The sequence below is a fragment of the Psychrobacter sp. DM8 genome (genome assembly GCF_051307025.1).
In the GTDB taxonomy this organism is placed as follows: Bacteria; Pseudomonadota; Gammaproteobacteria; order Pseudomonadales; family Moraxellaceae; genus Psychrobacter.
Map to the genome: position 1 here is coordinate 326,706 of NZ_CP195538.1, position 22,603 is coordinate 349,308.

Annotated in this window: 17 protein-coding genes; 13 read left to right on the plus strand and 4 right to left on the minus strand. The window is 44.2% G+C overall.

Going from position 1 to position 22,603, the window contains the following annotated elements:
- Positions 1 to 344: 344 nt before the first annotated feature.
- On the plus strand, positions 345 to 725 hold the full coding sequence (gene gspG, locus ACR64J_RS01500; protein ID WP_435951001.1) for a type II secretion system major pseudopilin GspG: 381 nt from the start codon (positions 345 to 347) through the stop codon (positions 723 to 725).
- Between the two features lie 182 nt (positions 726 to 907).
- Positions 908 to 3,097 (plus strand): cytochrome c biogenesis protein CcdA, encoded by a 2,190-nt coding sequence (locus tag ACR64J_RS01505; RefSeq protein ID WP_435950168.1) that lies wholly within the window; start codon positions 908 to 910, stop codon positions 3,095 to 3,097.
- A 185-nt stretch (positions 3,098 to 3,282) separates the two neighbouring features.
- On the opposite strand, the gene ACR64J_RS01510 is transcribed toward ACR64J_RS01505, so the two are convergent.
- On the minus strand, positions 3,283 to 3,816 hold the full coding sequence (locus ACR64J_RS01510; protein ID WP_317199498.1) for a DUF2058 domain-containing protein: 534 nt from the start codon (positions 3,814 to 3,816) through the stop codon (positions 3,283 to 3,285).
- 355 nt (positions 3,817 to 4,171) lie between these two features.
- On the opposite strand from ACR64J_RS01510, the gene ACR64J_RS01515 reads away from it, so the two are divergent.
- From ACR64J_RS01515 to ACR64J_RS01565, 11 genes are all read left to right on the plus strand, one after another.
- Positions 4,172 to 5,575, plus strand: a complete 1,404-nt coding sequence (locus tag ACR64J_RS01515; RefSeq protein ID WP_435950169.1) for a phospholipase A — start codon at positions 4,172 to 4,174, stop codon at positions 5,573 to 5,575.
- Positions 5,576 to 5,603: 28 nt separating this feature from the next.
- Positions 5,604 to 6,410, plus strand: coding sequence for a ComF family protein (locus ACR64J_RS01520; protein ID WP_435950170.1), 807 nt, complete (start codon positions 5,604 to 5,606; stop codon positions 6,408 to 6,410).
- A gap of 293 nt (positions 6,411 to 6,703) precedes the next feature.
- Complete coding sequence (locus ACR64J_RS01525) at positions 6,704 to 7,198, plus strand: pilus assembly FimT family protein (RefSeq protein ID WP_435950171.1); 495 nt, start codon at positions 6,704 to 6,706, stop codon at positions 7,196 to 7,198.
- Entirely contained in the window at positions 7,198 to 7,788 is a 591-nt protein-coding gene (gene pilV, locus ACR64J_RS01530) for a type IV pilus modification protein PilV (protein ID WP_435950172.1), read from the plus strand. The genes ACR64J_RS01525 and pilV overlap by 1 nt, the downstream gene beginning before the upstream one ends.
- Positions 7,789 to 7,849: 61 nt before the next feature.
- Positions 7,850 to 8,917 carry a PilW family protein gene (locus ACR64J_RS01535; protein WP_435950173.1) on the plus strand — a complete coding sequence of 356 codons (1,068 nt, stop codon included), beginning with the start codon at positions 7,850 to 7,852 and terminating at the stop codon, positions 8,915 to 8,917.
- Positions 8,917 to 9,720, plus strand: coding sequence for a PilX N-terminal domain-containing pilus assembly protein (locus ACR64J_RS01540; RefSeq protein ID WP_435950174.1), 804 nt, complete (start codon positions 8,917 to 8,919; stop codon positions 9,718 to 9,720). Before ACR64J_RS01535 ends, ACR64J_RS01540 begins: the two co-directional genes overlap by 1 nt.
- Positions 9,721 to 9,819: 99 nt before the next feature.
- Positions 9,820 to 13,926, plus strand: a complete 4,107-nt coding sequence (locus tag ACR64J_RS01545; protein ID WP_435950175.1) for a hypothetical protein — start codon at positions 9,820 to 9,822, stop codon at positions 13,924 to 13,926.
- A gap of 1 nt (position 13,927) precedes the next feature.
- Positions 13,928 to 14,425, plus strand: a complete 498-nt coding sequence (locus tag ACR64J_RS01550; protein ID WP_435950176.1) for a type IV pilin protein — start codon at positions 13,928 to 13,930, stop codon at positions 14,423 to 14,425.
- The gene (locus ACR64J_RS01555) at positions 14,419 to 14,910 is read left to right on the plus strand and encodes a type IV pilin protein (protein WP_435950177.1); all 492 of its coding nucleotides are present in this window, start codon (positions 14,419 to 14,421) and stop codon (positions 14,908 to 14,910) included. Before ACR64J_RS01550 ends, ACR64J_RS01555 begins: the two co-directional genes overlap by 7 nt.
- A gap of 289 nt (positions 14,911 to 15,199) precedes the next feature.
- Positions 15,200 to 15,613, plus strand: coding sequence for a prepilin-type N-terminal cleavage/methylation domain-containing protein (locus ACR64J_RS01560; protein WP_435950178.1), 414 nt, complete (start codon positions 15,200 to 15,202; stop codon positions 15,611 to 15,613).
- Between the two features lie 634 nt (positions 15,614 to 16,247).
- Positions 16,248 to 17,744: a fused MFS/spermidine synthase gene (locus ACR64J_RS01565; protein WP_435950179.1), complete on the plus strand. Its 1,497-nt coding sequence runs from the start codon at positions 16,248 to 16,250 to the stop codon at positions 17,742 to 17,744.
- Between the two features lie 350 nt (positions 17,745 to 18,094).
- On the opposite strand, the gene ACR64J_RS01570 is transcribed toward ACR64J_RS01565, so the two are convergent.
- The 3 genes from ACR64J_RS01570 to mutS form a co-directional block, all read right to left on the minus strand.
- The gene (locus ACR64J_RS01570) at positions 18,095 to 18,628 is read right to left on the minus strand and encodes an REP-associated tyrosine transposase (protein WP_317199485.1); all 534 of its coding nucleotides are present in this window, start codon (positions 18,626 to 18,628) and stop codon (positions 18,095 to 18,097) included.
- Positions 18,629 to 18,839: 211 nt separating this feature from the next.
- The gene (gene fdxA, locus ACR64J_RS01575) at positions 18,840 to 19,163 is read right to left on the minus strand and encodes a ferredoxin FdxA (RefSeq protein WP_317199484.1); all 324 of its coding nucleotides are present in this window, start codon (positions 19,161 to 19,163) and stop codon (positions 18,840 to 18,842) included.
- 95 nt (positions 19,164 to 19,258) lie between these two features.
- Positions 19,259 to 22,336 (minus strand): DNA mismatch repair protein MutS, encoded by a 3,078-nt coding sequence (gene mutS / locus ACR64J_RS01580; RefSeq protein WP_435950180.1) that lies wholly within the window; start codon positions 22,334 to 22,336, stop codon positions 19,259 to 19,261.
- Between the last annotated feature and the right edge of the window lie 267 nt (positions 22,337 to 22,603).

Consider the following 22,603-nt stretch of genomic DNA (forward strand, 5'->3'; position numbering starts at 1 on the left):
GACAGCGATTAATGTCGTTAAAGGAGTAGGTGGGCTATAGTAGATAGCACTGATGTCGTCGTTGAGATATTGGATAAGCGGCGGTTTGTGATGATAATTTGTTTGTCTTAGACAACTGTACTATAGTAACGTTAATTTAATCCAAGCTATAACCGCTTAATAAGGCTTTACTCTTTGCAAATTAAGCAACGACTACAACTGAGACCACACCTATGGCTGATACCCTACAGATGACTAAAACCAACAATACGGCAATCTTAGCGCCGCTTAATAATGATAATTTACCCTCAGCAAAAACGACGCCAGTTGTAAGGCGTCAATCAGGCTTTACCTTGATTGAGATCATGGTCGTCATTGTTATCTTGGCTATTTTGGCAGGCTTAGTCGTACCTAGAGTGGTTGGACAAAGCGATAAAGCTCGCGTCAAAACCACAGAAACAGCGCTCGCTACGGTATCGAACGCCCTTGACATGTATAAAGTGGACAACTCTCGCTATCCGACGACGGCGCAAGGTTTAGAGGCGCTAACAACGCCGCCCGCCGACGCCAAAAACTATCCAGAAGGCGGCTATATAAAAGGCGGCTATCCGACTGATGGCTGGGAGAACGAGCTGCAATATGTCGCCCCAGGCAGTGAGAATCGACCTTATGACTTGTTCTCATTAGGCGGCGACGGTCAGCAAGGCGGTGAAGGCTTAGATGCTGATATTTATGCCCAGCTATAAGGGTATTTAGTTATATTATTACTTAGTGCATAAGTAAATATAGCCATACCGATAGTAATAGCACGATATATCAATCAATAAGGTTTTATTGGTTGATATTTTTATATTTAGATGTAATGGATAGATTGCTTTTTATTTATAACAATAAAAACAAACAAAGCTCAAATTATAGGTCAACGTTTATGTCATTAAAGAGTACCACGACCAAAAGCCAAACGACGAAAAAGTCCTATGCGCTTGCTATCGTATTGGCTAGCAGCTCGGTCGTGGGCGCGCTTGCTATGAGCGCGGCACCGACCCAAGCCGCCAGTTTGAGCGATTTATTCGGTAATAAAAGCGCCGCCCAGAGCAGCTTTTTGCCAGTAGATGAAGCGTTTCAAGTCACTAGCACTAGCCAGGCTAAGACGATAGGTACGCGCTTAGCAATAAACTTTGATATCACCCCTGAGCATTACGTCTACAAAGATCAGATCAAGCTCACGTTGCCTGCAGGCATAAGCGCGGCGCCATTTACCTACAGTCAATCGCCAAAATCTATCGACGATCCTACCTTTGGGCAAGTACCTGTATTTGATCAGCGCAATATGGTGGCAACGACGACTTTGACAAATGCCACAGGTCAACCTATCGATAATGCAAAAATTGTCATCGGTTGGCAAGGCTGCGCTAAAGCAGGTCTATGCTACCCACCAGAAACAATTAATACGACCGTCAGCGTTGCGGTGACTCCGCAAAAAGCGCCGGCCAAACCAGCGGTGAGTGCAGCTACCAAAGCTCCTACTGACAAAAAAGTTGTTGATAATACTGATACTAAAAGTCCTGCTACGCCAGCTAAGACTGTAGCCGCGCCAGCTGATACTGATACTGATACTGAGCAAAGCAATCTGAACGCCAATGCGGCTATATCTGATGCAGAGGCGACGGCGAATGATAAAGCGGTTTTTGCAGATGGGCAGATACTCACAGACGAAAACGAAGTATTAGACAGTAGCGCAGAGCCGATTGATAATAATGCTACGAGTACCCCTTTAGTCTCAAATAGCAGTACTAATGATGCTAGTTCAGAGACCATAAATAACGCAGCTCCTAATGCTTTGGTTGATAGTGATCCATTTGGTTTGGCGACGCATCCTTGGCTGGCACTGATGCTATTGTTTGTGGCAGGGCTGGGTTTGGCATTAACGCCTTGTGTGCTTCCTATGCTCCCTATTGTCGCTAATATTGTCGCTCGCCAAGAAAACCCAACCGTCAAAAAGGGCGTGATATTGACGACCAGTTATGCGTTAGGCGTAGCAATAGCCTACGGGTTATTGGGCGCGGTTATCGCCATCTTTGGTGAGTCGCTCGGTATCATAGGCTGGCTACAAAACCCAGTTATCTTGCTGAGCTTTGCTCTAGTGTTTGTGCTACTTGCCTTGCATATGCTCGGTGTCTTTAGTATGCGTATGCCGCGATTTGTCGGTCAAAAGATGCAAGGCTTGAGTCAGGCAGGTGATAGTAAGCTGGGGAGTACGGGCGGCAGCTTGGTTGCAGGGTTTTTGTCAGCGCTGGTAGTATCGCCTTGTGTATCAGCGCCACTATTTGGTGCGCTGCTGGCGGTCTCAACGATCGGTAGTCCAGGGCTCGGCTTTGCTGCGCTATTTATGCTGGGCTTTGGCTTGTCCGCACCGCTTATTCTTATCGGTGCTACCCAAGGCAAGATCATACCAAAGGCCGGCGTGTGGATGGACTGGATCAAGCAAGGCTTTGCGCTGCTGTTATTTGCAGTCGCTTTGTTACTGATTGAGCGCGTGTTTGTCTCATCAGTGATGCTACTGGTATGGGCGCTGTGGTTTATGGTGGTGGCGATATGGGCATGGCGCTGGATCGGTCGCGGGCGCATGCTTACTCAAGCACTAGCACTCACTACTGGAGTTTGGGCGGCTTGTCTCATCATAGGTGCCGCTTTGGGTAATGAGGATAGCTTATATCCGCTAGCGTCTTTGAGTGCGACATCTGCCACCAGTGCAAGCATCGTTAATAGCACTGCTCGTGATGATAAAATGATTACCACACTGGCGCAATTGGATGCTATTACTGCTGCTAACCCCAAAGTTATCGTCGATCTCACCGCCGACTGGTGCGTCGAGTGCCGCATTATGGACAAAAACTTATTTCAAAACCGCCCCGCGCAAATGCAAGATTGGCAACTGGTACGCTTAGATATTACACAGACTACTGAGGACTCCAAAGCGATCTTGGCACGTTACCAACTCTTTGGCCCTCCTGCGCTTTTGTATTATCAAGATGGTCAACTAGTGACCCAGCAAGTAGGTGAAATTGGCCGTCAAGAGTTTGAACAGACGCTGACCACATTGAACACTCAGCTTTGATTTTCATTAAAGCCGCCCGCGATAATTTATTTATCGCGGGCTTCTTTAACTGGTTTGATATAAGACCATACAGCGAGATTAAAATAGTTTCTTGCAGCATCAAGCAGCGTAAGCGCAGCCCGTAAGAAAAAATTATTTTAGTCTCGCTACAACGCGATGTCTCTGTTTTATTTGAAAGCTAAAAACTACCACATCAAATCATCTGGAATCACATAAGCGGCATAGGGATCGTCTTCGTCAAGCTCGGTATCAGACTTGTCATTTGAGACGATGATGAAACCTTCAAGCTTGGCATTGATACGATCCGCCAGAGGCCTTGGCAGCAAGGCATAACTGTCCTCAAGTCGTGCTATCACCACGTGACCGGCGACGATTTGCTCATAGAACTTTTGAGTCACGTGAATCTTTTTAATCTTAGCGTGATCAACGAACTGGTAGTCCACTTCTCCTTGCGTATCATGGATCTGATGCTGCTTAATCATTTGTACAATATTGGCTCTTAGCATCTTATCTTCTAACGCTTGTTGTTTTTCTTGATTGAGTTTTTGATCTTTTTCTACTTTTTTTGCTTGCGCTGCAGCGAGTGCTTTTTTGCTCTCTGCATTCAAATCGTCGCCAGTACGTTTGGCATGCTCAGACTGTTTGCTTATTTTTTTGGCCTTTTTGCTATCGACCAGTCCTGCTTTTAACAGCTGTGCTTGGAGGGCGTTTTTAGCCATATCTGATCACCTAAGTCTTTTGTATAAAACGTAGATAGTAACAAATTTTGCAATAGCCTGTCACAAATGCATGTAAACCCTAAGAGCGCTATCCTCTGTATAAAGAATAAACAATATAAGTAATAAACAGGTCTCGAAAGTTTCGACTTATTAGTATTAATACTGGTATATCGTCAGCAATTTCATTACACTAAAGCAACAATATTAATGCATAGCAATAAAGACATCTCATATATAGTCTTTGGCGTTTATTAGCAGCTCTAATTTAAGTGTCACCTTTATTATCTATATCTTAATTATCTTAACCTTCTACTGGCAGCACCTTTAGGTTTATTGCCATAAATAAAGGACATCTATGCTTGCCCATTCATCTTCATCCTATCTGCATACTGATTCAAGCGAGCACCACCTTATGACTTCTAAGCGCCGACTGCCTACAACCTTAAGTGTCGCTATCACGCTAGCTTTAAGTGGCTTTACCATACAAGCTTATGCACAAACTTATAATGAGCTATCCGTTGACGATGCAACAGTTGAGTACCCAAGCACGCGTACGTCACCCGTGATGGACGAGGTTTTGGGCAGCTCAAGAGCCCCTGCTGAGCGCAAAACCTTTGTAGCAAACCAAACCCAATTGTTCTTAGAATGTCAGGACTTGCAAGTGAGCGCCGCGCGGTTAGCCTGTTATGACAAGGTGGCATCGCAAGGCAAAACGCCTACCTACACAGAGACCAAGCAGCCTGTCGATCTGGCAAAGACGATTAAATCTACCATATCAGGCAATCCGCAAGTGGTACTGGCAAAGGATAACGGCGTAAGCAAAGTCAGCGAGGATACAGCAGCCTCCACTGAGTCCTTGGATACAGTGGGACTTACGCAAAGAGAAGCTGAAGTACTAGAAAACATAGGGGTGACGCAAGATGATATCGAAAAATATAGTCCGCTAAGTCTTGCCTATGATTTAGACCAAAACAGCGAGCGCGGCACTTGGACAGTCAGACCTTATCGTCCCAACTACGTATTGCCATTGTTTTATAGCTTTGATCCTAACTTGAATCCAACCTCTAGCAATCCAGATGAGCCAGGAGAAGAGTACACTTCAAACGATATCCGTAACACTGAGCTAAAGTTCCAATTATCGCTCAAGACCAAGGTGGGCGAGGATCTGTTCGATACCAACGCTGACCTCTGGTTTGGTTACACCCAGCAAGCGCACTGGCAGGTCTACAATGAGGACAACTCTAGACCATTTCGCGGTACCGATTATCAGCCAGAGATTTTTTTGACGCAACCTGTCACAGCCAACTTACCGTTTGATGGGCGTTTGCGCATGCTTGGCGCAGGATTGGTGCATCATTCCAACGGACGCTCTGATCCTATCTCGCGCTCATGGAACCGCGCTTATCTAATGGCGGGCGCTGAATGGGGCAAATTCTCAATCGTGCCACGCGTTTGGGCGCGTATCAATAACGAAAGTGATAGTAGTGAGGACAACCCAGATATCGAAGATTTCTTAGGATATGGTGATATCAAGTTCTTATATGATTTGCCAAAACAGCAAAGCCTCAGCGGTACGCTACGCTACAATCCGAGTACCAATAAGGGTGCGGCGCAAATTGACTATATCTATCCGCTATCAGAAAACGTCAATGGTTATGTGCAGCTGTTCCAAGGCTATGGCGAGTCGATCATAGATTATGACTATGAAAATACCGCGATCGGTTTTGGTATTGTCCTTAACGATTGGAAAGGGTTTTAATACGGGTGAATAAACCAAAGAGCGCCTTATGCATGCCCTAGCGTCTTATTTAAAGGCGCTTTATCCAAAAGTATCTTATTTAAAAGCACCTTACCAAAGTGGCTTGTGGCTGGCAGAGTATCTAAGCGTACGCTGCCAGCTTTGTCGTCTTTATCCTAGTACATCAAAGCACCATCTCGATTATAATCATTCAAACTCACAGACCCTCAGCAAGCGCTTTAGTCGTGGTCTACTATGCGCGCACTGTCATCACGATATTGTCTGGCTACCAGCGCCATTTTTTGTAGATATCGCACCTAGTATGACGCTACCTATTCAGGCGGCGACCTATTACGACTATCCTATACGTCAAGCCATTCGCGCTTTTAAGCATCATGAAGATATGACAAAACTTGCTATCCTCGTCCATGTCTTACGTCAACTGCCGCGCCCGCATGGCTGTCATCATGCCAACAGCGTTATCATACCTATGCCAACGACTAATGCACGCCTAGTCAAGCGCGGTTTTGATCCTGTGAGTATCTTGTCGATACAACTCTCCAAACACTGGAACATACCGCTGTGGCATGGCGCCAAGCGTATCGACAGTACCAGTACCCAGCAAGGCCTGACCCGTAGCGAGCGTTTAAGTAACCTAGACAATGCCTTTGCGTTAACTCAGATGCCGCCAGTCAAACGCCTTATTTTATTCGATGATGTCGCAACGACAGGGGCAAGCTTACAGGCACTCGGGCGCACGATACATGAGCAAGTGTCTCATTTTTATACCTCAGCATTACCCTCTGCTAATAATTATGAGCTATCAGCCTATGCCTTAGCGCATGGCAGTCAATAAATTCTATCGATAGTAACACCTTTAAGCTTTTGCAACTCTTTTGTTGCTTATAGGTTACCTTGTCGATATATTAAAAACAGTCTCTTTGTCTTTTTGTGTTACTAGTCAGAGTACTAGCTACAACCAGCTTGCAAGAGAGCATAAGTATGATTATAGACTGGAACAAAAATTGCATCATTACAATATAGATATAAAAGCTTTGCTCACTAAGACCACCGCAAATATCACTCTAAGCAAAACGCTTTATGAGTCTAAAGGACTACAAAATAAGTGCTAATTAATAGGAATCAAGTGTGAACGTCTCAACAACACAGTTAGCACTTAAACAGTCAGGATTTACTTTAATTGAGCTGATGGTCACCATCGCCGTCCTCGCTATTATCGTAAGTATCGCAGCTCCCAATATTAGTACGCAATTGGCCAACCAGCGGGTAAAGTCGACAACGGCGACGCTTGAGAATGCGTTAAAAGAGGCAAAGGTTGAGAGTATTATTCGTCGGCAGAACATTACAGTTGCGTATAATAGTGCTTTGAAGACAATTACTGTAACTGATAGAAGTAATAGTGTTATAGCTAGTTATAACGTTAATAGGCAGAGTACTGTCAGTCAATCTATTACGCCTGCTAGTACTACTCAGGTCGTATTTCAACCGAATAAAGTGATAAGCGGGGCAGGCACTGAAGTTGTCTATACTATCTGCGATGATAGTTCTACTAACGAGACCTCAAGACATGTCACAGTTAACAAAATCGCTAATATCAGTGTTACAAACACTGGGAGCTGTTAATGAACAGTAATACTACACAGACAGGGGTAGGTTTAGTAGAAGTAATGGTTGCTCTGCTTTTATTAGCAGTAGCCGTATTAGGTTATAGTGCGTTACAAGGCCGAGCTATAAAAGCAACCAATGAGTCTTTTGAGCGTTCGCAGTCACTGGTCATGATGCGTAATATAGCAGAAAAGATTCATGCCAATCCTTTTGCTATCGAAACTTATGAAACTCAAATTAATGATATCGATTCTGTCACTGCGCCTAGTACTCAGTGTGGTCTTGATGGTGCGGCAGTAACGACTTTGTGTACCTCTGTCCAGCTTGCAGAGGCCGAAAGTTATAAATTTAAACTTGATCTACAGAATTATGATTTTCAGATACAGATGCATCCTTGTCCTAATACGGGTGGTAATGGCACTGATCCAACAACTAATATTATGTATTCATACTGTCTAATTTCCGCATGGGGTGATACTACAGCGACTATTGGTAGTGATGATGAGACAAACTGTTTAACGGCGCAAGTGGCCGCTACCGAAGATGTAGCCGAACAAGCGGGTGGCAATTATCATTCTGCAGCTACCTGTATGATGATGGAGATATAAGATGAATTCAAAGCATCATAACTCTATACACTCATGCGCTTCAAATAATAGTGTACCTACTATGCAAATTCTAGCTTTTACTAGAGTAAAAGGCTTTACTTTAGTAGAATTAATGATCTCTTTAGTACTAGGTTTGCTCGTTTCCGCTGCAGCATTGCAGATATTCTATACCAGTTCAGTCAACAGTCGTAGACAAGAAGCCAGCTCTCAGATTCAAGATAATGCTATTTTTGGCTTTTCTCAAATGCAGCAACACCTGAGACGTACTAACTATGGTGCCAAATCAACAGGGGCTTTTAATGAGTTTTTTATGAATCATTTGACCCCGCAGGGCGGAGTGGTACTCACAGCGCCAACGGGGGTCGCTCCTGTTACGACTCCTCCTACACCAGTCAGTTGGTTACAAGGTAATTTATCTGGATTGACACTAGATGGTGCCGCTATTCCAGTAGCTTTGTTATCTAGCAATGCCTCTGCTAACAGTACTAGCAATCTAAAAGGTATCGCCAATAGTGATCAGCTAACGATTCAATATCGATCGGATAGAGAAGGTACTTTTGACTGTGAAGGTGATGTGATACCACAAGGGTTCTATGTCATTGAACGCTATTTTGTGCGAACGGATACGACAGTTACTCCTAATGCACCAGGGTTAGCCTGTGCTTCAGCTATTTATAGTTATAACGAGACAACTGCTGGAGGCGCAACTGGTATAGATATAGCCAGTTACATCGTACCTGGTGAAACAGATGCCACAGCAAACAACTTAGCAGGTACAGGCACTATCATTATTCCTAATGTTGATTATTTTAGAGCAACGCTAGGGATATCCTCTAGCAGAGACTTCGCTACTGATCCTGCAAATTTAGATATAGCTTACGTACAGATTCCCGCAGCGGCAAATCTGGCAACAGTACTCGACACTAGGCGTATTGTCAGCTTGCAGATAGGTATATTAGCGCGTTCAAATAATCCAACCGCGACTGCGCAAAACAATAGTGATTTGACGTTCACAGTGTTGGATAAAGTCGATGCAGAGCTTAGTGACACTGTCGCAGCTGGGCCAACCTACTTACGTAATATTTACGAGACGACTATTTTGTTACGTAATGCTAGAGGAGGTCTATAATGAAACCTGAAACTATGAACTACCCTAAAGTGTCCACAAGTTTGCATAATCAATCTGGTGTCGCGCTAATTGTGGTTTTGTTAGTGCTTATTTTAATTATGATAGTAGGAGCAATCGCTGTTAGGCAGAGCACCACCGATCTCAAAGTGGCAACGGCTGATCAGGTTAATAAGTTACTGTTTCAAGCCAATGATGCTGCTCTATTAAAAGTTGAAAAAGAAGATCGTATCTTGAGTGCTGCTAGCCGCGAAAAGAACGACACTCTCAAAGGCTATATATCGAGTAGTGAGCGTGAAGGTCATAAGATCAGCTTTTGTGTTAGACCGCGTAGTACTAAGCTATTTAGTATTCTTGAGATTAGCGAACTCAATGAAAGTAATGCTTTATTGACGGACAAAAACAACGGCTATTGCAATCCTAACGATAGTAATGACTATGTCAGTGAAGGTCGGGTAATTACTCAGATGACGTTTGTACGACCTGAGAGCAGTGGTATTTTCTCTCAAGAAGGTTCAGGTACCTCGTCTAACAATGTTGAGCCTGCGACAACTGGGGTCAATGCCGCTATTGGCTGCACTACCTTTATAGGTTACGTCACTTCAGTCATACCAGCACTCTCTAGCGCACCATTGGGTAATGCGAGTAGCAATGATACTACTTCTATCGCGGGCTGCTTTAAGCAGATGCGTACAGGGTCTACTACTGTAGACAGTTGTCTGACCGCACTGAGCGTGCCGTATCAAACCCAACAGCAGACTTATATTAACCAGCCAGTTGGTGTGACCTGTGTTTCTGGTAACTAGAATTATTTAAGCGGCTGCTATGTTTAGCGCGCCAGCTTAAAAGCAATAGATGACTAGCAGTTTATTTATAACAGCAATCAATATTTAGGGATGATTACTATGAGAGTCTTGAACAGAATCACAACTGATAGAGTCCACCCTATTATGAAAGGCTGGCCTATCAAAGTATTATCGACAGTCGTTTTGGCCTGTATGGCAACGAGTGCTGGTCATACTAGTGATTTAGAAATCTATCAAGGTGCGACAGGTGGCAAAGCCTCAATCATGATGATGCTAGATAACTCTTTAAGTATGGATGAACAAGGCGTTAGGCATATTCAAGACGATTATCCAGATGTCGCACTTTTCAACTTGTATGCTGCAAACGAACCTGTACGCATTTATAACGATGCTGGTACTAGCATTGTTGATAGTAGTTTGTCATATAGAGTGATTTATAAATTAGATCGCTTTGGAAATAGATATTATGACCGTATATCACGTTTGAAAATGGCGCTTATTCCACTGTTTGCCAACCCTAAAGGCACCTCAGGGTTCGGTCCAGATGAGGATTTGACTAAATACAAAATCGGTTTGGGTAGCTTTTTTGGAGGAAGTGGTGCAGGTGGTGGAAAAATAGATACGCCAGCAGCAGATCTGACGCTTCCAAATAGGAAAGCGCTTATCAATAAGATTATTGCATTGAGCCCAACGACATATACTCCGATAGCGAATGCTTATGCCGAAGCTGGCGCGTATATGTTAGGGACAACCACAGTCAGTCGATCAACCCAGACCGAAATACGATACGAAGCAGTTGGTGCTTCAGTTGCTGAGCGCGGAAATAGAGATAGTTTATATAAATGTAATAATGTGAGTTCAGAAGTTTCTACTATTGGTAGTAATAAATATTATGAGTGTGTTGGGGGGAGCTACTCTTCAGTCGTTAGTCAATTTAACACTAGAAACTTAGATCCCTCTGTATTAAGTAGTAGTACGGTTTATCCTCGTAGAAGTGGAGACGTCACTTTTTATTATAAGCAAATTGAGGTACCAGTAGAAGTAGTCAATCCAGCAAGTGGTTTTTTGCTCTCAGATAGTAGCACTAAAATAACTAGTGGATTAAAGTATGATTCACCTATGCCTAATGTTGCAAACCAATGTGATGGTTACGGTGTGTACTTTTTGACGGATGGTGAGCCCAACAGTGTTTATTCAGAGCCAAACACTAAAAGCCTGATGAATACGAGCTTGGTAGGAAGTTCGCTGTCTGTTAATAATGTTAGCAACCCTGAGCTTACCTCTCTAAGAAGCTATTACTATTCGGGCATAGATCCTCGAACCAGAGCCAACGTCGGTAGGCCTGAATGGGAGTTGATTGGAGAATATGCAAAAGCATTAAACAGTGACAATAATTCTAGAGGAGATGCGATTGCGACCGCAACAGCAGGATTAGGCAGTGTATATAGAGAGCTATCAACACTAGAACAAACTTCATTCGAAGGAAAACCTGTCTATAACTGTGATGATGCTAATATTAATAGTATAGACGCCAAGAACCTATGTAAGCTTGGTGAAAAAGGCCAGGGCTATGGTGAAGGTGGGTTTGATTATGTTGCTGGGTCGGTAGATATTGCCGAGAGTGTTAAGAACTTCGTTAGAGACGTAGGTGAAACTGAGATTGCTCCCATATCAGCAGGCACGATGTCTGTACCGCTTGACAGTCTAGGGGGACTAGAATCGCGTCAATTTGCTTATTTACCTATACTCGAGCCTCTCCCTGGATCATCCAGACTATGGAACGGCAACCTAAAAAAATACAAGGTTAGAAATGCCACTTTGCTCGGTGGTAATAATAATTTTGTCTTCTCTAATAACAGTGGTTTGTTTGCAAAAAATACTTATGATTTATGGAATACTGTTGCTGCCTCAAGACCTGACCGAGGTTTGCCGCAAGTGGGCGGTGCTTACCAAAAGGTATTTGAAAATACAGGTGCAACCGCATCAGGCAGTCGCAATCTGTTTGTAAATAATGGCAGTAGTTTAGTCAATCTAAAGGTGACTGCAGACAAGAAACCTGTAAACTTTAATACTTTGACGACGGCCAATGGATATACCAACCCCAAAAAAATCGCGCTACTAAACTTTATGGGATATGGTGAATCTACAAGCACGACAGTAACTGATGGCACCGCAATAACTGCCTCATTAAATACTGATCTGAAGAATGTCGGTGGTGTGCTGCATTCTATACCGCAGCTGATCACCAAAAAAGTAGCTGTCGATGCTACGGGCAAGTTTGATACTAGTCAACGTGAAGATTACGTAATATATGGTTCTATGGATGGCGCTCTGCATATGCTCGATGATAGCACGGGTAAGGAGGTCTTTACCTTTGTGCCCAAGCAGATCCTTGACTTACAACCCAAAGCACTTGCTGGCAATGGTACTGCCGAAGATGGCAGCTATCCTTATGGTGTCGATGCGCCTTGGCTAACGTACGCCTCTTACACTACAAAGTCTAATACGACAGGTACGGGCGATGCAGCTACCACGACGAATACTTTTGAAGCGGAGCAGAGCTTTGCATTAGGTGGTCTACGCATGGGCGGCTCTATGTATTATGCCCTAGATGTCTCAACTCCTAGTACTCCTAAGATGATATATAGCGTCGGTTCTAACTACGCTAATAAGCTACAAGATCAACTTGGAGCCACTCCAACAGTGCTAGCAGGTACTACAAGTAGCACCGTAGCAGCAGAAAAGCTAGCCTTCGCAAAAATGGGTCAATCATGGGGCAAGCCTGCTCTAGGCTACGTTAAAAGCGGCGGTAAACGCGTCATGGTGAGCTTCTTACCTGGTGGTTATGATACCTGCTACGAAGATCCAAAGTTTAAGCTTGGTTCTACTGTCACAACCAATACGGTTACAGGCTGTAATGGTAAAACGACAGCTCAAGGTAATGGCGTCTATATGGTGCAGATGGGTGAAGTTGAAACCAAAGCCAATAACGAAGAAAAAGTAAATGTCTCAACTGGTAATGGCAAGTTGTTATGGTGGGCTAATAATAGTGGTACTAGTGTTACCGCTGCTTCTACTGCTACTAGTGCCTCATTACAGTATTCAAAAGCAGACGATCTTAAGCATAGCGTCGTGACTCAGATTAGAACCTTAGACCGCAACTATGATGGTCTGACGGATCATATCTACTTTGCTGATTTAGGCGGACAAGTTTGGCGCGCTGATATCAATAACAATGCAGATACCAATAACTTTAAAGTAGATCGAGTCGTTAAAGTGCTCGATGTCAGTGACCAAGTGGGTACTGGCGATGCGCCACCACGTATTTACGAGCGCCCGCTAATCACTTTTTATAATGGCAGGTACGGTTATATCGATGCGGACAATCAGTCAGGCACTGCTAGTGGTGTACAAGCTATGGTGACAGTAGGCACAGGAGATCGTAGTAATCCAGTAACTGCAACAAGGAGTGTTCCTAATGCGCTATACAGCGTCATCGATAAGGACGTGTCTCGTAGTGATCTATTCTTCTATGGAACAGGAACAGCGCCGACAATCAGTTTACGCACACCAATTAACAAGGTAGCAGGTACGACTTCTAGAAACGACAAACTACAAAAACTGACATTTTCTGCCGCTGATATTAGTGCAGCAGCGGTAACAGGAGGCGCACCTGCTAGGGCAGGCATTAAAGAAAACATGGAGAAAGGTATTGTCCAAGGCTGGTATATGCCGTTTGATACTTGGTTAAATGAGGCAAAGCAGACTACAGGCCCTTACAAGATGAAAATGTTCAATGAGCCTGATGCACTAGCTGGTATATTAGTGTCCTCTTCATATAACCCTGACAAGGGTCAAGCTGTTCAAGCCTGTAGCGCTGGTGTCAAAGGTGCGACTCAACGCGAACGCACTTGTTTGCCCTTCGGTACTTGCTTAGATAGTAGTGGTAATGCAGTAGTAACTGCTCGCTCTACCTTCAATGCAGGTTCAGGTATTGTCGACAATATTGTCACCCAGTTTAATGATACCAGTATATTTAGTGGACTAGTGAACCGCTGTGAGGGTGACGACTGTACCCCCAAACTCATCTGCCCAAATGGTGACTGTGATCCTGAGCCGCCTGCGTGTACGGGTATAGATTGTGACCCTTTAGCTGGCTTCAATACGGACAAACGCATCAACCCATTAAGCTGGATTGAGCATTGATATGTCTAAACTATCGAACGATAAAATGATACGACAAATAGGCTTTACGCTTATAGAGCTGATGATTACTGTCGCCATACTCGCTATATTGGCTGCTATCGCTATACCAAGCTATCGCGCCTATATCATTCGTAATGCGGAGGCCGATGTGCAGAGCAAGATGCTCGCACTGAGTAATGAGCTTGAACAGTGGCGAGCCAAAGCCTTAACCTATAAAGGTTTTAAGCCTAATACTATTGCCGATACTACGGGCGCGATAAACTCACCGACTACTAATCCGCGTTATGTGATCACGCTGGGACATCTGACAGGACCGACGACTTTTAGCACCTTGCACCAAGGCGGCGGGCGCGCTAATAATTGGGTTATGATAGCAACGCCCATCGATATGGTAGGTGCAGACAACTTCATGCTAACCAGCCAAGGCGTACGCTGCGCTAACAGTGCTGATTTTGAGATCACGGATGCCGATTGTGGTACGGGACAGACGACATGGTAATTTACTATAGTACTACTACACATAGCTCATCGATCAAGGCGGCGCCGCAGACAGGCTTTACCTTAATAGAGCTCATGATTGTCGTAGCTATTATCGGTATATTGGCAGCCATTGCTTATCCGAGTTATCAAGGATATGTGGAAAGGGTAAATCGCGCGGATATGATGAGTGAGATGCAGCAGATTGCAACCCGTATAGAGTCAAGCAAAACCAACTATAAGCGTTACGATAGAATTCCACTATCCTCTGTATTGTCAGGTACACCTGCTACGGATGGTAGCGTGAATTTTCCATCATCGGGTACAGCTTTATATATTGTTACTGTCACGCCTAATGATGCGACTACCCTTACTAGTAAAGATTGGACAGTTACGGCGGCCCCTATAACAGGTACACGCATGGCAGGCGATGGTAGCCTGACTTTAGACAGCACTGGAGAGAAATGTAGAGGGACTTATTGCGGGTCAGGTAGCGAATGGCAGTAATGAATAAGTCATTGACAAAAAATGTCAGTAAATAGTATTCAAAATACGTAATAAATATCTGTACTGACAATTTTGAGTAAGTATTACGTAACATAAGCCAAAATATTGATCTTATTGAGCTTCAATAGACCTTTAAAGAGTATTTAAACGAGTTAGAATCAAATACGAACTAAGATAAAAGAATTAGAAACGATAACTTGGCACACTACATGCAACAACTAAGATAAGAAAGCATTACCCTTATAACTGAAGATAGAGATATCTTCGTACTATCCCTAAAGGAGTTCCTATGAACGCTCAAAAAGGTTTTACCCTAATCGAACTTATGATCGTTATCGCCATTATCGGTATCTTGGCTGCGATCGCTATTCCTCAATATCAGAACTATACTCGCGGTGCTAATGCTACAAGTGAATACTCAGATACTACTACGTATCGTACTGCTATTGCTTTGTGTTCTCAAACTAACGGTGGTGCTTTAACACCATGTGATGCTGGTGCCGAAGGTATTCCTGCTGCTCAAGGTGCGGTTACAGATGTAACCGATGGTGTCATAACTGCAAATCTTGGTGACATTGATGGTAACGGCACTAATGATACAATTACCGCTACTCCCGTAACTACAAATACTACTGAAATTTCTTGGACAGTCGCTACTTTAGCTGGTACAGATGTATGTGCTGCTGGTTGGTTAGACTGCTAACATTTGAAAACAGGCGTAGGCTGGGCTTTTAGCGCAGCTCACAATATGAATATACTACTTAAAAGCCAAGCATTGTGTTTGGCTTTTTTATATCGAAGAAATTTACAAACATTAAGTGAATACTGTTATTGGCCTAATTTCTGTTTCATACCTTACTCACTAAATATAACTTTAGTCGAATATAATGACTCAACAATTATAAAAAGGCTTTACATTAATAGGGATAATGATTGTTGTTATTGGCTACAATTGCTATTCCTAATTACACTTAATATACTTTTAAAGCTCAATAAAATGCTTGCTTGTCAGAGGTAGAAAATTATAGTAACAGTTTGTTTTATACTAAGAATAATAGTAATGCAACACCAATTGCTCCAATTATAAGCGCTTGCAAATCAATTACTGACGCTACAGGATGGACAGTAGAAACACAACAAAAGATTATAGCTATTGCTAAATCACCTTCTGATGCTCGTATAGAGTGCGATCTTCCTAATGGTTCATCTTGTAAAGTTTTGCCTTAGTTTCATCCAATTATCCATTTTTCTTTTAAAAACTTAAAACATACCCACCATTACGCCCCACCCAGAATAGTGTAAAATCATCACAAAATATTGTGCTGATGAGTCGTGCTATGCAAAAGAAAGTCTTAGGTATCTGTCTAGTCATCGCGCTACTAGAAGGCTTTGCTGGTCTCGGTATCGAGATCTATGCCATTCGTATCTCTGCGACGTATATCGGCTCGTCTATCTCTATCACAGGTGTCATCCTCGCGATGGTGCTAATCGCTATCGCTGTGGGCTACTGGTATGGCGGACGCCTGTCACAAGATATCCATACCCCAAGACAAGCACTATTAAAAGCAGGGCATGTCTTGTCCTTGTCTGCTGTTTCTCACGCGATTGCCTGTATTATTCAATTGCCACTGCTTGCAGTCATGACTGCTAGCACAGACAGTCCAATCCTCGCGGCTATCGGTGTTGGCTTGCTGTTTGGGGTAGGGCTAGCGTTTGGCTCGACGGCGATTCCGCTGATTACCCAGTTTTTATCATTGAAATATAAAAGCTTGGACAATAATGGCAGTGTCGATGCAGGCAAGAACGCGGGGATGATGGTAGCGGTCACTACTATCGGTAGTGTGCTTGGCTCGACGCTGACGCCAATTATACTACTGCCTTATATTGGCCTGATGAGTAGCTTGGCGCTATTTATCGCCGCCCTTGCGATCAGTAGCTATCTATGTACCAAGCTCGCTATACATATACAGAGCGACGAGCCTGTGAGCCTATCTACGCCGACGCTTAACTATATGTTAGCGTTATCGGCGTTTGTAATGACCATGAGCTTCATACTGTTGAATAAGACCGATACAGGCTATCAGACCGCGACGGGCGCTTGGTTTATCAACCAGACGGTTATCGATCATCAGCTGGCAGTCACCATCACTGACAAGCCTGGACTATCAACGAGCAGCTGCTGGATATATTTGCCCAAAAAGAACTGTCACTGGTATGGCAAGGTTACCGTAGAGGCTATCAATGAGATTGCCCCTGAGACGCTTGTGTTTTTGGGCGGCGCGGGTATGGGTACACCAAGCGAAGTGGCACATCACAATCCTAATATGGCGCTGACGGTCATCGATATTGATAAAGGCTTACCCAAGATTATCGAAGAGCACTTTTTAAAAGCATCTATAGCGCCCAATATCAAGTTCATCGGCGATGATGCGCGCGGTTATTTGACCCGTAACGCGCAAGCACGTTATGACTTTATGCTGATTGATGCTTTTCAAGGGCGTTTTGTCGCGAGTAACTTATATACCCTAGAGGCGCTGACTGGGTTCAAAGCCAATAGTCAATACATTATGGCAAACGTGATTGGCATGCCCAATAGCGAGCACGGCTACACCCAAACCATCTTAAAGAACTGGGTTGAAGTATTTGGCGATTCCGCTTATATCCTGACTCAAAACGACAGCAGCAAGTTACAAAACCTGATACTTTGTAATTTTGCTTGTCCAGATAGTCAAAAGCTTGCGCAAGCTGAGTTTTTAAATAAACATCAACATGTCCATACCGATGACGTACCGAGACTTGATCGGTATCTGTATCGCTCTATTGAGCGGTTGTGAGATATTTGATTGAAAGTAAATAGGGTGGACGATAGCGTATAAGTCTATTCGTTGAATGGCGGGTTACGTTTTATAAAAACTCTCGTTCAGAGTTTGGTAAAACTAACCCACCCTACGAAAAACTAACTTTGAAATATATCTGTCGTAGGGTGGGTTAGCGCAAGCGTAACCCGCCTATTAAGTATTATTAAAGGGTAGGTTACACTCTATCGAAATTTTCGTTAAGAATTTGATAAAACTAATCCACCCTACAAAAAATTAACTTTGACAATATAGCTATCGTAGGGCGGGTTAGCAACAGCGTAACCCGCCTTTATTGACGATAACAGGAGTATTTGATAAAGCTTTGGCTATTCTCCAATATCGCTATCATCGAACGCATTTGTAGCCCAATCTTTAGCATACCTCCCTTTTTTTACCTCACGTAAAAAACTAGAATATTCCCAATCAGCGGCACAACTTACTAGCTTGTGTTTGACAGGGTTAAAATGAATATAATCCATATGGTTATTAAAATCTAACTCATCACGTATAGTATGTTCCCAATATCGACGTTGCCAAACGCCAGTTTCTTTACGATTGATGCGACTGATACTGCCCGTCTGCTTTACCGATTGAGGGAGTTGACGACTAAAGTGACTTTTAAAAAGCCTGATACGGGCAGGATAATTATCATCATTGTCAGGCATCGTCCATAGCGCATGGATATGATCAGGCAGTATTACCATGGCTTCACTAGTAAAAGGTAGTTTTGATTGGGTCTTACTATAAGCCTGTCTTAATTCATCAATGTAGTCGGTCAAAAGGCAGCGGCGTCTATCATTTAAACAAAACGTGAAAAAGTAAGTTGCACCGACTTGTCTATTTCTACGATAGTTTTTCATAGATTCTACAAAAAAGTTAATGATAATAAAACAATATCATTACGATCGAAATTTATCTATGTCTATAATTTCATTTTGAATAACGTTTGGCGGGTTACGCTTTGCTAACCCACCCTACAATATGGCTTATCAAAAGTTTCTCAATAAAAAAAGGCTGTAGCAAAAGCCACAGCCTAATGAATACCGAATGGATTATCTATAGCAAAACACGCTATTTTTCAAGATACTGAATCTTGCCTTCAACGCCGTCCCATTTTTCGGCGTCTTCCATTGGCGGCTTCATCTCTGTGATGTTTGGCCACTTTTGTGCCAGCTCAGCATTAAGCTCAATAAAGACCTCTTGACCCTTAGGTACTTCGTCCTCTGAAAAGATTGCATTGGCAGGACATTCAGGCTCGCATAGCGCGCAGTCAATGCACTCATCAGGATCGATCACCAAAAAGTTAGGACCTTCATAAAAGCAGTCCACTGGGCAGACTTCCACGCAGTCCGTATGTTTACAAAGAATACAATTATCTGCAACGACAAAGGTCATAGGAAATCCTGTTATTGATTCGGCTTAAATAAATAAGTAAAAGGAAATAAAATAAAGCGTATTTTAGCGCTTTTATCCTCATTTAACAATTGTCTTTAGCGACTACTGCGTTGTTTGAGCTCATAGAGTAAGTCATGCGCTTGTTTGGGCGTGAGGCTATCAGGATCGATTGCATCAAGCTCATCATAAAGGCTAAATAACTGATTTTGTTGTTGATTGTGCTGAGTTTGATCGTGATTGGGTAAGGGTGCGTCATAAGCGTTATCAAGGTAGCTGCGGGCGCGTTTGTCGGTTACAGACTTAGCTAAGTCATTTTTGTCATCAGCACCTTGAGTGTTGTCAGGCATACTTTGAGAAGAGGGCTTATGAGGCGTCAAGCTATTGGCTAAATAACGTTTGGCATCTTCTAATACTGCCGTAGGAATACCTGCCATCTTGGCCACATGTAATCCAAAGCTGGAGCTGGCAGCGCCCTCGCGGATTTGATGTAATAGCAAAAGCTGCCCGTCGACTTCGCTGGCAGCAACATGAACGTTACGAATGCCAGATCGATTAGTATCTCTATGGCTCTCATCACTAGACTTGCCAGCCTCGATAGCCAGTTGCGTCAGCTCAAAATAATGGGTGGCAAATAAGGTCAAACAGCCGATACCCAGCAGCTTATTGACGCAAGCATGAGCAATCGCTAGGCCATCTGTCGTCGCGGTGCCGCGGCCGACTTCATCCATCAGCACTAGTGATTTGTTAGTGGCTTGATTAAGAATAGTCGCGGTCTCGATCATCTCAGCCATAAAGGTCGATTTGCCGCCTGCTAGATCATCAGCGGAGCCAATACGAGTAAAGATACGATCAATATCACCGATATACGCGCTTGTGGCGGGTACAAAACTGCCGCAATGCGCAAGCAGTACAATCAGCGCAGTCTGGCGCATATAGGTTGATTTGCCGCCCATGTTGGGCCCAGTAATCATCAGTAGCCGCTCAGGATGATCAAAGGTGCCAAGCGTACAGTCGTTGGCGACAAAATGGCTGGCTTGTTCCGTACTCGCGCCGTTTTTTTGACTCAATGCGGCTTCGACGACGACGTGCCGTCCTTGAGAGATATTGATACGGGTTGTATTTTCATTGGTACTGGTTAAGCTTGTATTAGTATCACATTTGCTATCAGGGTTCATGATCGGGCGCTGCCACTGATAAGTTATCGCTAGATGCGCCCAGTTAGTGAGCACATCGAGCTGCGCGATGGCGGCGCTCAGCTGTTGCAGCTCTGGCAAATGCGAGCTCAGCGTCGTGAGCAGGGCTTGATATAGCTGCTTTTCGCGTGCCAGCGCTAAAGTTTGCGCGCTGAGATATTCAGTCTCGAGCGTCTTTAGCTCGTCTGTGATAAAGCGCTCGCTGTTTTTGAGCGTTTGCCTGCGGATAAAATGCGCGGGTGCTTGTAGCGCTTGTACTTTTGGCAACTCAAAATAAAAGCCACTAACTTTGTTATAGCCGACCTTTAGGCTCGGTAGTGTATTCTCAATACGGGCGCGCGCCACCATGTCATCGAGCGTCGTTTGAATATTGTCATGCAGATGAGTGAGCCTATCGAACTCCTCATCAAAGCCTGCTTTTATCATACCGCCATCACGAATGTGAGCGGGCGGCTCTGTAATGATAGCGCGTTCAATCAAGGCTGCAACCTCTTGTACGCTTGGTAGATGCGTGGGCAATTGTTGTATGAGCATAGCGAGCAGACCTGCCTCCTCATGATGAATATTGGCATCACTTAGCAGGCCGGTTAGCTCAGCGCTACTGTTGATGCCATCCACTAGCTTACGTAAATCACGCGGCTTGGCACTCATCAAACCAATACGGCTACTGATACGCTCGATATCGCCGATACTATTTAATGTCTCACGTAGAGCGATGACGAGAGGTTTTTTAAAGCGTGAGTGCTCGGTCGTTCGTTTATTATTAGCTAACAGCTTACTTATGGCCTCAAGGCGCATATTGATACGCGCGTGCTGACGTAGTGGACGCTTCATTTGTTGCACCAGCAATCTGCGTCCCATCGGTGTTTGACAGTGGTTGAGTACAGATATAAGAGAGGTGCCATTACTACTGACGGGAGTGAACAGCTCGAGATTTTGTTGGCTGCCTGCATCAATAATCAAATAGTCATCAATGTATTCAACAATGAGCTGGTTGACCTGCGGTACATGGCGCTGCTGGGTTTGCCGAGCATAATGAATGAGCGCCGCGCAGCTAGACTGTGCCAGTGGCGCGTCACCGATGCCCAAACCATCCAAGCTTTGAACCGCAAACTGCTGGCACAAGGTTGCTGGCGCATGTTGCTTATGAAAGTCAGCGGCAGCAACTTCGATAATGGGACAATCAAGGCGTGCGCGCAGCCATGCCAGCCACGTCTCATCGATAGCCTCACTGATGATACATTCGCTGGGTGCAAAACGTGCCAAGATGGTTAGCATCTGTGTTTGTAGCTCATCGAGGTTGTCTTTATCAACATCAAGGGTTTGCGTGGTCAATGTTCCAGCCGCTAAGTCCAATTGACTGATCGCAGCTTGCATGGTCTGAGCGCTGTTCTTTATTTTAGCGATATCGATAGCAACGACCGTTGGCGTATGATTAGGTGCGATGAGGGCGTCATCAGTGATTGTCCCTGCGGTGAGAGTTTTGACTACTTCGCGGCGCATAATGCCGCCGCCTTTGGCCTTATCTTTCTTGCTCTTGTCGCCGACGCTTGGTAGGTTTGATCCACTACCATCTTTTGAGCCGTTACTATTTTTTAAGCCCTGACTATCAGCCGCCTCATCGATTTGCTCGCAGACGACGACCGTTTGCCCTGCTGCAATGAGCCGTGCCATATAGCTATCTGCGGCATGAAAAGGCACACCTGCCATGGCAATGGTGTTGCCCGCTTTGTCGGTGCCGCGGCGAGTCAAAGTAATATCTAGTATCTGCGCGGCGCGTTTGGCATCGTCAAAGAATAGCTCATAAAAGTCGCCCATACGGTAGAGGAGGAGCGCATGCGGATACTGGGCTTTCATTGTTAAGTATTGAACCATCATTGGCGTATGATGCGCCAAATCAAAGACGCTATCCCCTATGATAAGGGGCTCGGTCATGCTTGAATTTGAGTCATTGGTGTGATTAAACGGCGCAGCAGGCATAGCGTATCTCTTAGTTTTGTATTTCTTAATTAAATAGTATTTGTTATATATTGGGCGCTATTTTACCATGACAAGCGCACCTTTCGCGTTGCCAAATCTACGCTCCACCCTTGTATCCATCGTTAGCATAACCATATATAATGACGGCACACTTAATTGGGTGGTACTAATATTGAAGCGTACTTAAATTAGGTCGTACTTAGTCAGGCAAAGCATACTCAGGTAAAATTAAGCCAAGTAGCGATAGAGCACCCATTTGTTTGCGCT